Origin of the sequence: Cetobacterium somerae (genome assembly GCF_022430525.1) — a bacterium.
Lineage (GTDB): Bacteria > Fusobacteriota > Fusobacteriia > Fusobacteriales > Fusobacteriaceae > Cetobacterium_A.
On the sequence record NZ_CP092519.1, the window covers coordinates 326,094 to 338,309 of the forward strand.

The 12,216-nt window shown below is 27.9% G+C and carries 12 protein-coding genes; 9 read left to right on the top strand and 3 right to left on the bottom strand.

The features are described 5' to 3' along the window. Positions 1-20 precede the first annotated feature (20 nt). On the bottom strand, positions 21-560 hold the full coding sequence (locus tag MKD34_RS01420) for a helix-turn-helix domain-containing protein (protein WP_240219398.1): 540 nt from the start codon (positions 558-560) through the stop codon (positions 21-23). Between the two features lie 199 nt (positions 561-759). Between MKD34_RS01420 and speD the strand changes: the two genes are divergently transcribed. From speD to MKD34_RS01435, 3 genes are all read left to right on the top strand, one after another. Beyond that, the gene (gene speD / locus MKD34_RS01425) at positions 760-1,176 is read left to right on the top strand and encodes an adenosylmethionine decarboxylase (protein ID WP_240219399.1); all 417 of its coding nucleotides are present in this window, start codon (positions 760-762) and stop codon (positions 1,174-1,176) included. A gap of 1 nt (position 1,177) precedes the next feature. Next, complete coding sequence (speE, locus tag MKD34_RS01430) at positions 1,178-2,032, top strand: polyamine aminopropyltransferase (protein WP_240219400.1); 855 nt, start codon at positions 1,178-1,180, stop codon at positions 2,030-2,032. 64 nt (positions 2,033-2,096) lie between these two features. After that, positions 2,097-2,531, top strand: coding sequence for a CAP domain-containing protein (locus tag MKD34_RS01435; protein ID WP_240219401.1), 435 nt, complete (start codon positions 2,097-2,099; stop codon positions 2,529-2,531). A gap of 42 nt (positions 2,532-2,573) precedes the next feature. Here MKD34_RS01435 and MKD34_RS01440 read toward each other — a convergent pair whose 3' ends face one another. Next, positions 2,574-2,936 (bottom strand): YbaN family protein, encoded by a 363-nt coding sequence (locus MKD34_RS01440; RefSeq protein ID WP_240219403.1) that lies wholly within the window; start codon positions 2,934-2,936, stop codon positions 2,574-2,576. Positions 2,937-3,026: 90 nt separating this feature from the next. On the opposite strand from MKD34_RS01440, the gene MKD34_RS01445 reads away from it, so the two are divergent. The 3 genes from MKD34_RS01445 (at position 3,027) to MKD34_RS01455 (ending at position 8,121) form a co-directional block, all read left to right on the top strand. Beyond that, the gene (locus MKD34_RS01445) at positions 3,027-3,581 is read left to right on the top strand and encodes a LemA family protein (RefSeq protein WP_240219405.1); all 555 of its coding nucleotides are present in this window, start codon (positions 3,027-3,029) and stop codon (positions 3,579-3,581) included. Beyond that, entirely contained in the window at positions 3,562-5,247 is a 1,686-nt protein-coding gene (locus tag MKD34_RS01450) for a DUF2207 domain-containing protein (RefSeq protein ID WP_240219406.1), read from the top strand. Before MKD34_RS01445 ends, MKD34_RS01450 begins: the two co-directional genes overlap by 20 nt. A gap of 90 nt (positions 5,248-5,337) precedes the next feature. Further along, on the top strand, positions 5,338-8,121 hold the full coding sequence (locus MKD34_RS01455) for an EAL domain-containing protein (protein WP_240219408.1): 2,784 nt from the start codon (positions 5,338-5,340) through the stop codon (positions 8,119-8,121). 53 nt (positions 8,122-8,174) lie between these two features. Here MKD34_RS01455 and MKD34_RS01460 read toward each other — a convergent pair whose 3' ends face one another. Beyond that, positions 8,175-8,510 carry a hypothetical protein gene (locus tag MKD34_RS01460; RefSeq protein ID WP_240219410.1) on the bottom strand — a complete coding sequence of 112 codons (336 nt, stop codon included), beginning with the start codon at positions 8,508-8,510 and terminating at the stop codon, positions 8,175-8,177. Between the two features lie 185 nt (positions 8,511-8,695). Here MKD34_RS01460 and MKD34_RS01465 point away from each other — a divergent pair, with 185 nt between their 5' ends. The 3 genes from MKD34_RS01465 (at position 8,696) to MKD34_RS01475 (ending at position 12,212) form a co-directional block, all read left to right on the top strand. Further along, the gene (locus tag MKD34_RS01465; protein WP_240219413.1) at positions 8,696-9,619 is read left to right on the top strand and encodes a CBS domain-containing protein; all 924 of its coding nucleotides are present in this window, start codon (positions 8,696-8,698) and stop codon (positions 9,617-9,619) included. Positions 9,620-9,636: 17 nt separating this feature from the next. After that, positions 9,637-10,914, top strand: a complete 1,278-nt coding sequence (locus tag MKD34_RS01470; protein ID WP_240219414.1) for an ArsB/NhaD family transporter — start codon at positions 9,637-9,639, stop codon at positions 10,912-10,914. Positions 10,915-11,012: 98 nt separating this feature from the next. Next, a complete protein-coding gene (locus tag MKD34_RS01475) occupies positions 11,013-12,212 on the top strand; it encodes an NRAMP family divalent metal transporter (RefSeq protein ID WP_240219415.1) in 1,200 nt (399 codons plus the stop codon). Positions 12,213-12,216 lie beyond the last annotated feature (4 nt).

The window sequence follows — 12,216 nt, forward strand, 5'->3', positions numbered from 1 at the left end:
TATCTTTATAAAAATTACTTTTAAAATGAAGGGGGATTTGAGACCCAAAGAATCTTAGCACTACCTTTTCCACAATTAGATAGGTAATGATTTTTTCCAGAGCTGTAGTAAAAAGCTTCACCTTTTTTTGCTTTATGAATCTTATCACCTAAATGAATTAGAATTTCCCCTTTTAAAACATAACCAAATTCTTGACCATCATGAGCAATCTCTTCTTTATATCGTCCACCTTCTTCTAGAGTCAGAAGGATAGGTTCCATTTGATTTTTTTGAGCGTTAGGTATAATCCATTCAACTTTATATTTTAGTTTAGAATCTGTAAGTTCGAAAGCATCATTTTCATCAAAAACAATTTTTTCATCACCATCATCACTAAAGAAATCTTTTAAATTTGTTCCAAGACCTTCAAGTATATCAGCTAAATTTGCAATAGATGGAGAAGTTAGATTTCTTTCTACTTGAGATATAAATCCTTTAGACAGTTCACAACGACTAGCTAACTCATCTTGAGTAAGATATTTTTCTTGTCTTAGTCTTTTGATTTTTTTTCCGATTTCCATATAGATCTCTCCTTAAATTATCGATAATATAGTATATTCTGTTTTTTATAAAAAAGCAATTGACAAAAAATAAAGAGATGATATTATATATGTGATATTTAAAATATTAAATTTTAAATATATTTTTTTAAACAAAAGTTTAATATTTTAATATTTAAATTTAATTTTTTGTTAAAAAACTGTTTTGGGGAGGAAGAAATTGAAATTAGAAACACTAGGAAGACACATTTTAATTGAATTTTATAACTGTGATGAGGAGATATTAAAAAATCCAATTCTAATAAAAGAACATATGAATGAAGCAGCAAGAATAGCAAATGCTACAATTGTTGAATCAGTATTTCATCACTTTAATCCATATGGAGTATCAGGAGCTGTAATCATATCAGAATCTCATCTTGCTATTCATACTTGGCCTGAATATGGATATGCAGCAGTTGATGTGTTTACTTGTGGTGATAAGATAGATCCGTGGACAGCTTTTAAATTTTTAGAGGATGTATTTAAATCTGATAGAAGTGAATCAATAGAGGTTCCAAGAGGAATGGTAGATAAAATTAGAAATTACTCAAAAAAAGAGCTAGGAAAAATAACTTTTAAACCAGAGGAGGAATAGCATGTTAGATTTATGGTTTACAGAAAAATGGTCAGAGGACACAAGATTCTCTATTAAAGTTAAAGAACATTTATATTCAGAAGAAACACCTTTTCAAAAAATAGATTTCTTTACTTCGAATGAATATGGAAGATTTTTTACACTAGATGGAATGATAATGATAACTGAAAAAGATGAATTTATATATCATGAGATGATAACTCATGTTCCAATGTGTACAAATATGAATATAAAAAAAGTCTTAGTAATTGGTGGTGGAGACGGTGGTACAGTGAGAGAACTTACAAGATACTCAACTATAGAAAAAATAGATATGGTTGAAATAGATGAAAGAGTTGTAAGATTATCTCAAAAGTTTTTACCGTTTACAGCAGATAAATTAGAAGATAAAAGAGTAACTTTATATTTTCAAGATGGATTAAAATTCGTAGAGGAGTGTTCGAGTGAAACTTATGATTTAATATTAGTTGATTCAACAGATCCAATCTCTGTTGGAGAAGGACTTTTTACAACTGAGTTTTATAAAAATTGTTATAGAGTTTTAAAAGAGGACGGAATTTTAGTAAATCAACACGAATCACCATATTATGAAAGATATTCTCAAGAAATGAAGAAAGCTCATAATAAAATAAAAAAAATATTTCCTATTGCAAAAGTTTATCAGTTTCATCAACCAACATATGCATCAGGACATTGGTTATTTGGATTTGCATCAAAAAAATATAATCCAACTTTAGATTGTAAAATTGAAGAATGGAATAAGTTAGATATTCGAACTAGATATTATAATACTGATATTCAAATTGCCGCATTTGCTTTACCAAACTATGTAAAAGCTCAATTAGAAGAAAAATAAAATTGGAGATATAAAAGAGATTTTGCTAAGATATATTATAGAAAACTATAGTAGGGAGGCAAAATTGAAAAAATTACTAGGAATAATGGTTTTTCTTTTAGGAACATTAGTTTTTGGAGCTAATGAGGATCAAAAAGTTATTTTAAAATTAGTAAATAGGGAGAGAGTTAGTAGAGGATTAAGTCCAATGAAATTAAATTCAAAGTTAAATAAACTAGCTAAAATAAAGTCTGATGATATGCATAAAAACAGATATTTTAGTCACAACTCACCTATTTATGGAACACCTTTTGATTTAATGAAAAAACATAGAGTAGATTATATGACTGCTGGAGAGAATATAGCAAAAGGTCAAAATACACCAGAATATGTTATGAAATCATGGATGGATTCTCCAGGACATAGAAAAAATATTCTAAATCCAAGATTTAAAGAGATGGGAGTTTCAAGAGATGAGTATGGAAATAATATTTGGACACAAATGTTTATAGGGAGTTAATAAAATAAAGGTTATAGTGAATTAAGTTAAAATCACTATAACCTATTTTTTTATTGTATCAACATTGATAATATGAAAAATAACACCGACAAGAATTAACAAAAGTAAAATTTTTCCAATAATAAATGGCATAAAAAACATTCCTAAAGTCATTCCGAAAATTGTTGATGCTATAGCAATAATTTTATTTTTTTTAGTGATTCCTTTATTAATTCTATAATCTTTTAGATGTTCACCAAAATATTTATTATTAAGTAACCAATTATAAAATTTTTCTGAACTTTTTTCAAAAAAATATGCGGCAATTAATATAAATGGTACTGTTGGAATAATAGGTAAAAAGGCTCCGATGATTCCAAAACCTAAAAATAGAAAACCTAAAAATGTAAAAATTTTTTTCTTCATGCAAAAAGCCTCCAGATAAAAAGTTTTCATAAGGATTTAAAAATAAATATAGTATAATACATAAAAGAAAAAAATAATAGGGAGGAAGTTATGATTTTAGGAATAGTGTTTATAGTATTGGTAGTTATTTTAATTGGATTCATTATAGGAGTATACAATAAGTTAGTTAAAGAAAGAAATTTTGTAGAAGAAGCTTTTTCAACAATTGATGCATACTTGAAGAAAAGATATGATTTAATACCAAATTTAGTAGAAACTGTAAAAGGGTATAAAAATTATGAAGGTAGTACATTAGAAGCTGTAATAGCAGCAAGAAGCAGATATATGACTGCTACAACGCCAGAAGAAAAAATAGAAAACGAAAATATGATAACAGGTGCTTTAGGAAAACTTTTTGCTTTAACAGAAAATTATCCAGAATTAAAAGCAAATGAAAATTTCATGAAGTTACAAGGAGAGTTAGTAGCAATAGAAGAGGATATTTTACAGGCAAGAAAATATTACAATGGTAGTGTTAGAGTTTACAATACAATGTGTGAAACATTTCCAAGTGTTATAGTGGCTAATAACTTTGGATTTAAGAAGTATCCATTCTTTAAAGTTGAAAACGAAGAGGAAAGACAAAATGTTAAAGTTCAGTTTTAGTCTATTTTTTCTTTTAGTTACAACTATTTTTGCAGATGCAGGATATATAATTGATAACTATAAAGTAAATATAAAAATAGATGAAAAAAATATTTATAATGTTGACGAAAATATAAGAGTGGATTTTTTACAGCCAAGAAGAGGTATATATAGAGTAATTCCAGAAGAATTCAATGGAAAAGAAATAAAAGTTACTAATATACAAACAAATGTCCAAACAGCAGCAAAAGACGAAGGGAACTATATCTACTTAAGATTAGGAGATCCTAATAGATATTTAACAGGAATAAAAGATTATATAATAAAATATAGATATAGTATAGGATGGGATAGAAACTCTAGTTATGATGAAGTGTATTATAATCTAATTGGAAATGATTGGGATACAACTATAAAAAAAGTTGAGTTTTCTATAGAGCTGCCTAAAAGTTTTGATGCTAAAAAAATAAATTTTACTTTAGGAAATTATGGTAGTACAAATACTAATGGAGTTAAATGGAGTGTAGATGGCAACACAATTAAGGGTTACACAACAGTTACATTAAATCCAAAGGAGAGTGTAACAATAGCTTTACCATTACCAGAGGGATATTTTGATTTTGGAGACCAAAAAATAACTTATTATATATTTAAGAGTGTTTTATATTTAATATATCTTATTATTCCTGGAATGGCTTTAAATCTTTTAAGAAAATATAAAGATAGAAATAGCGTTATTCAAACAGTTGAGTTTTATCCTCCGGATAATCTTACACCAACAGAGATTGGATATTATATAGATGGAATTATACATTCTAAGGATTTAACAAGCTTGATTTTTTATTGGGCTAATAAAGGATATTTAAAAATTAATGAAGTAAAAAAAGGTGGAATTTTTACAAAGGATGAATTTGAAATAGAATTTTTAAAAGATAGAATAGAAACAGAGAAAGAGTTTGAAAAATATATGTATAATGCACTATCAGCATATAAAAATTCTGAAAATAGATTAAATATCAAGGATTTAAGGAATAGATTTTATAAGCATATTGATAAAGCAGCTGAAATTTTGGAAATAGATTTAATTATGAGTAAAAAAACTCTGTATAGTTCTAAAAGTTTAAGAGCAGGAAATACAGTTAGAACATCAATCTTATTTATTGTAGCGGCTAGTTTTGGATATTTTTATTACTTTGGAGCTGGACAGGGATTAGATACGATGTTAACTATCATATTTGGTGGAGTATCAGTATTAGTAACATTAGCTATAAGTGGAAAAATAAAAAGTAAAACACAATATGGAAATGAAATTTTAGGAAAAATACTAGGTTTCAAAAGATTTTTAGAAACAGCAGAAAAAAGAAAATTAGAGATGTTATTAGAAGAAAACCCTAGTTATTTTTACAACATACTTCCTTATACTATAGTTTTAGGAGTTAGTAGTATATGGGCTGATAAATTTAAAGATCTTGTAGTTGAACCACCTCAATGGTATGGTGGATCTAATATAGGAAATGCTTTTGTTTTAGGAGCCTTTATGGGTAGCTTTAATAACTCGTTATCAGCATTTAATGACACTATGTTGTCAGCACCAAAAGCTCCAAGTAATTTTGGAGGTGGAAGTTCATCTATGGGTGGAGGTTCATCAGGAGGTGGAGCTGGTGGAGGTGGAGGCGGAAGCTGGTAAATAAACCTCAATAAAAACCACAGTATTAAATTGACCCTTTTAGTAGGATTTGATATAATAAAAGTCTATCTATAAAAAATAGGAGGATGAATGCTAAAGGTTTTTATATTATGTTTTCTTTTGACTCAAATTTTATTAGCTGCTAGTTATATACCTAAAAATATTAAAGAGGAAAAAATCTTAGAAAGTTATAGAGATACTCAATTAGTTTTAGGTTTAAAAGCAACAGACTTTGATAATACTATTATAGATAATCAATCATTAAATACTATAGTAGAAGATTTATTTAAAAATTATTTACGTTTAAACATACGAGTAGTAAAGGGTAGTTGGGATGAACTACTATCAATGTACAGTAAAAAAGAGATTGATATTTTAGGATCTATAACTCAAAGTGAGGAAAGAAAAGAAAATAGTGTATTTAGCTTACCTCTATATGATGATTCAATCTATTTGGCTACTTCAAATATAGAAAAATACAATTTGAAAGATTTAAAAAGCTTAAAAGAACAAGATATATTTGTTACAAAAGACTCTATTTATACAGGATACTTAAAAAAGTTTTTAAGAGGAAATGATATAAAAGTTAATATAATTGAAGTTGAAGATAGCTTTTTAGAAAAAGATGGAATATTCCTGACTTCTAAATACAATGTTGTAGGTTGGGAAAATACAATTAAAATAGGTTATCTTCCAGATATATCTATAGGGTTACAAAAAAAATTAAATGATTTAACTGCAATAGTAAATAATGCTCTTTTAGAGAAATATCAAGGTGATATTGCAAAATATTTAGAGAAACAATCCAATGTGATATATAAAAATAAATTTTTGAAATCTTTAACTCAAGAGGAGAGAAAATATTTAGAAAACTTATCACAAATAACAATAGCCTTAGAACCTAATAATACTCTAAGTTATTATTCAAAAGATATGAAAAAATTTATTGGAGTTATTCCATTTTTTATAGAAAGATTTTCTAAGAGAACGGGTATAAATTTTAAAATTGTAAATGATAGAAATAATAATTGGAATAATATATACAATGATTTTTTAGAGAAAAAAATTAGAGTAGTACCTCTTCCAGAAAATAAGGAATGGAGTGAGGATATTATTTTCACTGAACCGATATATAATCCTACGTTGTATAAAGTATCAAGTTTTTTTTCTCACAATACTAAAATAGGTGTTGTAAAAGGATCGATAGAGGAAAGTTTTGTCCAAGAGTATTATTTAAAAGATGATATATTATTTTATAAAGATTATGATGAATTAGAAAATTCTTTAAATAATTATACTATAAATGCAGCTTTTTTATTTGATATTAATAAAATGGATACTAGTAAATTTAAGGTTGATGAATTTATGAAAATTCCAATATCTCTAGGGTTATATAAAAGTGATGAAATATTAAAAGAGATAATAAATAAAGGGATAAAAAATGGTTTAAGTATAAGAAGAATAGAGGAAGAAGCAGATATAGTAAAAAAACAGGAAGCTTTTAATGAGTATCAAAGATTCCAATTAACTAATAAAATTTTATACTTATTACTAGCGATATCTCTTATGTTTGGAATGATTTCTATATATAAAATGCTTTTGAATCATAAAATAACAAAAGAATTAAAAAAAGATTTAATTACATCTCTTCCAAATAGAGTAGAATTTCTAAATTTTATTGATGAGAAAAAAGAGTTAAAGGGCTATGCAATAGTGGTAGATATTAATAATTTTAAAGAGATAAACGATAAATATGGACAAAGTTCAGGAGACGATATTCTTAGAATAGTTGCAGATAAATTAAAAAGGATATTTATAAATCAAAATATTTATAGAGTTTCAGGAGATGAGTTTTATATTTTTAGTGAAGAAGAATTTTTAATTGAAAGATTAGAAGAATTAAAAAAAGAGATGCACTCTTTGAAGTTAAGTTATCAAGTAGATTTAAGTATAGGATTTTATAAAAATTATAACAAAAATTTAGAAACATCTTTCAAATACGCATATATGGCAATGGAAGAGGTAAAGAAAAAAAATAATTTTTATTATGTTGAAGCAACAGATGAGTTAATAGAAAAAAAAGAAAGAGAGTATTCGATAAAATCTCTTTTAAGAAATAAGAATTTAAGTGGATTATATGGAGTATATCAACCAAAATTTAATATAAAAAATAAAAATATTGTTGGTGCTGAAGTATTAGCGAGATGGAAAGATGAAAAGTTAGGTTTTATATCCCCAGGAGAGTTTATTCCCATAGCTGAAGAGATTAATTTAATACATTTAATAGACTACAAAATAGCGAATGAAGGAATAAAATTTATAAGTATTTTGAAAAAAAATAATTTAATTGATGAAAACTTTAGAATGTCTTTTAATCTATCAATGAAATCATTAGAAAGAGATGATGTTGTTTCAGTAGTCAAAGCTTTATTAAAAGAAAATAAAGTTTCAGGAGATTATATGGAGATTGAAATAACTGAATCCATCTTTTCAACAAATTTAAAAACAACATTAGAAAAAATAAACGAATTAAAAAAAATGAATATTTCTTTATCAATGGATGACTTCACAGCAGGTCACTCTACAGTTAGCTTACTACCTATATTGCCTTTAGATGTAGTAAAGTTTGATAAAGGAATATTAGATGCTATTGGAACAAAAGGAGATTTAGTAGCATCAAATATATATATGGCTTTGATTGGGCTTATAAAGGATTTAAATCTTAAAATTGTATCAGAAGGAATAGAAACAAAGTTACAACTAGAATTTTTAGAAAAAGCAAATGTTGATATTGGACAAGGATATATTTTTAGTAAACCTATAGAAGACCTGAATTTTATAAAAAAATTAACAGAAAAAAATACAGGCTCTTAATAGAGACCTGTATTTTTTTATAACTGGAATATGTTGTTAAAAGAATTAAGTTCTTATTGAGCAGTTTTAGTTGTTGAATCAGGTGTTACAGCTTGAACTTGTTCCTCAACAGTTTCTTCTACTGCTTGAACGGGAGTTTTACCAGCAGCTTCTTCAGCAGCTTTAATCTCTGCAGGAGTAGCAGGAGTAACTTCCTCTACAACAGTTTCTTCAATAGCTTCAACTGGTTGGTTAGCGTTATCTGTAGTTTGAGAATCAACAGTTTGAGCTGGTTGAGCAAGATCAGTAGTCTGTACAGGTGGATTTGGATCATTAGGAGTTGTATCTTGTTTCTCTCCACAAGCCACCATTGCTAAAGATAAAGCTAACATAGCTAATAATTTTTTCATAATTAATCTCTCCTTTTAAAATAAGTTATTTTTTCAACATATTATACTAAATAATAGAAGGGGTTCCTTCAAAAAAATAAAAAAAAAGTTGACTCATGATTCAAAAGGTATTTACTTTTTGAAAAAATGTGCTATACTAAAAATGAACAAAAGATAAATAAGTGTAAAAAAACGGAGGTGTTCCAATGAAGCTGTCTAGCTATCTATCGGAAAAAGTAATTATTCCAAACATAAAAGGAAATAATATTAACGAATTGGTAGAAAATCTTTTAGATCAACTTGTTGAAAACAACAAATCATTGAAAAATGAAAAAATGGTTATGAAAAAGGCTGTTCTAAAAAGAGAGGAAGAAGCATCAACATATTTAGGATATGGAGTTGCAGTACCACACGCAAGATTAGAGCATTATGATGATATCTTAGTGGCAATAGGATTTCCAGAAAAACCAGTTATGGTAAAAACTATTGATAACAAAGAGGAAGAGTTAAAAATAGTTATACTTGTAATAGCTGATGTTTTAAAAGGAAAAAAGATTCTGAAAATAATGTCAGGTATATCTAAATTAGCTATGAAAAACAAAGTTATTTTAGATAGAATAATTGAGGAAAAAGATCCTGTTGAAACTATAAAAATATTAGAAGCTGCAAATATTGAAGTAGACCATAATATTACAGCAGAAGATTTAATGACTAATGTACCAAAACCAGTAAAAGAAACTAATACATTAGAGGACATTGCAAAAATAATAATAATGGAAAAGGTTAGTGGAATTCCTGTGGTAGATAAGAATAATAACTTTTTGGGAGAGATAACAGAAAGAGAGCTAATTGCATTTGGAATGCCTAAATACACAACTATTTTAAATGACTTAAACTTCATGACTGTGGGAGAGCCATTTGAAAACTATCTAATAAATGAAAAAACAACAACAATAGAAGAGTTATATAGAAGAGAAGGAGTTGTAACAGTAGATAGAGAGGCTTCGTTAATGGAGGTATCATATTTATTTATGAACCGTGGTGTTACTAGAATATATGTTGTTGAAAGTGGAAAGTATCTTGGAATTATTTTAAGATCAGATATTATAAGAAAAATATTACATATATAAGAAGGAAGTGAAGGTTTATGTTAAGCTTAATATTAGGGCTTGGTATTTTTATAGCAGTGTTCTATTGTATCATAACAGAGAAGGTACCTGGAGCATGGGCAACAATGCTAGGTGGATTAGCTATGTCAATGGTAGGTATTTTTAATGAGGAACAAGCACTACACGCTATAGCAAGTAGATTAGAGATTTTATTTTTATTAATTGGTATGATGATAATAGTTCATCTTATATCTGAAACAGGAGTGTTCCAGTGGTTTGCTATTACATTAGCAAAATTTGTTAGAGGAGAACCGTTTTTACTTATAGTTTTCCTTGCAATAGTAACTGCAGTTTGTTCAGCGTTTTTAGATAACGTAACAACAATTTTACTAATGGCACCAATATCAATACTGTTAGCAGGGGAGTTAAAGTTAAATCCATTCCCATTTGTAATAACAGAGATAATGGCAGCAAATATAGGTGGTACAGCAACACTAATTGGAGACCCAACACAACTGATCATAGGTCATGAAAGTGGATTAGGATTTAATGAATTTTTATTTAATACATCACCAGTTGCAATAATATCAATGGTAATATTACTAGCAAATGTTTATTTCATCTATGGAAAAGATTTCCATGTTTCTACAGAGTTAAAAGCTAGAATTATGGAGATGAACCCAAGTAGAAGTTTAAAAGATAAAAAACTTTTAAGAGAAGCAGGAACAATTTTTGCATTAGTAATTCTTGGATTTGTATTAAATAACTTTATAAATAAAGGTCTTGCAATAATCTCTTTAAGTGGAGCATTTTTACTTGTAACAATAGCAAAAAGAAAACCAGCAGATATATTTAAGCACGTAGAGTGGGATACTCTGTTCTTCTTTATTGGATTATTTATGATGGTATTAGGAATCGAAAAAATAAATGTTATTGATATGGTTAGTGACAAGATGATTGCAGTAACTAAAGGAAACTTTGAGTTTGCAACAATGTCTATTATGACGTTATCAGCATTATTCACATCAGTAATTGGAAACGTTGCTAACGCTGCAACAGTTTCAAAAATCATAGATGTTATGGCTCCTACATTTAAAGGAGTTCATACAGATGCACTTTGGTGGGCATTATCTTTTGGTTCGTGTTTAGGTGGAAACATCTCTATTCTTGGTTCTGCAACAAACGTAGTAGCAGTTGGTGTAGCAGGAAAATCAGGATGTAAAATAGATTTCGTAAAATTCTTAAAGTTTGGTGCATTAATAGCAATACAAACTTTAGTAGTAGCAGGAATATATCTAAAATTAAGATATATGTAATATAAAAAATAATTGAAATACCCTCTAGTAAAAGAAGTAACAAAGGTATATAATAACTGAGCAAGTTATTTTGTTACAATTTACGGAGGGATTTTTTTATGAAAAATAATATGAGTTCAAAGAGTGGTGGTGCTGTTTTAGGTGCCGCTTTTTTAATGGCGATGTCAGCAGTAGGACCAGGCTTTTTGACTCAAGCATCAATTTTTACAGAACAATTTAAAGCTAACTTTGCATTTTCTATTTTGGTTTCAATAATTATAACTTTAATAGTTCAATTGAATATTTCTAGAATTATTGGAGTTTCAGGATTAAGAGGGCAAGATTTAGCAAATAAAATTGTTCCAGGGTTAGGATATTTAATAGCGATATTGATTGTTTTAGGAGGCTTTGCTTTTAATATAGGAAATGTAGGTGGAGCAGCTCTAGGTTTAAATGTATTATTTGGAATTGATCTTACATATTCTGCGCTATTAGCAGGAGGAGTGGGAGCATTAATTTTTATTTCAAAAGATGCTGGAAAAATAATAGATAAATTTACTAAAATATTGGGTGTTTTAATGATTTTAGTAATATCTTACGTGGCTTTAGAGAGTAAGCCACCAATTTCAGAAGCAGCTTATAGTGCAGTATTTCCAGAGTCTTATGGAGATTTGAGTTTCTCATTATTGACTTTACTTGGTGGAACTATAGGAGGGTATATAATTTTTGCAGGAGGTCATAAGTTATTAGATGCAAATATTAAAGGAAAAGAAAATTTAAACAATATAGATAAAAGTTTGTTAATAGGTGTAAGTATAGCTTCAATTATAAGAATAGTTCTGTTTTTAGCTGTCTTAGGAGTGGTTTCAGCGGGAGCTACCTTAAATCCAGAGAATCCACCAGCTTCGGCTTTCATGCAAGGGGCAGGAGTTGTAGGATATAAAATATTTGGAGTCGTTATATTAGCATCATCATTAGGAACTATAGTAGGTGCAGCGTATACATCAATTTCATTTTTAAAGACACTTTTTCCAGTTGTTTTTCAACATGAAAAGGGATTTATAATAGGATTTATTCTATTATCAACATTGGTTATGGCAAGTATTGGAAAACCAGTTTCGTTATTGTTATTAGCAGGAGCTTTAAATGGTTTAATTTTACCAATAACTTTAGGAATAACACTGCTTGCTTCAAGAAAAAAAGAGATAGTAGGAGATTACAAACACTCAGTTATACTTACAATATTTGGAATAGCTATAGTTGTTATTATGGGATATGAAGGAATAATATCTCTTGGAAGTATAGCAGCGATACTTTAAAAAA

What these genes read in the sequence shown, in the direction of transcription:
- MKD34_RS01465 (WP_240219413.1), top strand. Translation starts at nt 8,696, where the DNA reads ATGAAGCTGTCTAGCTATCTATCGGAAAAAGTAATTATTCCAAACATA.
- MKD34_RS01450 (WP_240219406.1), top strand. Translation starts at nt 3,562, where the DNA reads ATGTTAAAGTTCAGTTTTAGTCTATTTTTTCTTTTAGTTACAACTATT.
- speE (WP_240219400.1), top strand. Translation starts at nt 1,178, where the DNA reads ATGTTAGATTTATGGTTTACAGAAAAATGGTCAGAGGACACAAGATTC.
- MKD34_RS01420 (WP_240219398.1), bottom strand. Translation starts at nt 560, where the DNA reads ATGGAAATCGGAAAAAAAATCAAAAGACTAAGACAAGAAAAATATCTT.
- MKD34_RS01460 (WP_240219410.1), bottom strand. Translation starts at nt 8,510, where the DNA reads ATGAAAAAATTATTAGCTATGTTAGCTTTATCTTTAGCAATGGTGGCT.
- MKD34_RS01470 (WP_240219414.1), top strand. Translation starts at nt 9,637, where the DNA reads ATGTTAAGCTTAATATTAGGGCTTGGTATTTTTATAGCAGTGTTCTAT.
- MKD34_RS01475 (WP_240219415.1), top strand. Translation starts at nt 11,013, where the DNA reads ATGAAAAATAATATGAGTTCAAAGAGTGGTGGTGCTGTTTTAGGTGCC.
- MKD34_RS01445 (WP_240219405.1), top strand. Translation starts at nt 3,027, where the DNA reads ATGATTTTAGGAATAGTGTTTATAGTATTGGTAGTTATTTTAATTGGA.
- MKD34_RS01440 (WP_240219403.1), bottom strand. Translation starts at nt 2,936, where the DNA reads ATGAAGAAAAAAATTTTTACATTTTTAGGTTTTCTATTTTTAGGTTTT.
- MKD34_RS01455 (WP_240219408.1), top strand. Translation starts at nt 5,338, where the DNA reads ATGCTAAAGGTTTTTATATTATGTTTTCTTTTGACTCAAATTTTATTA.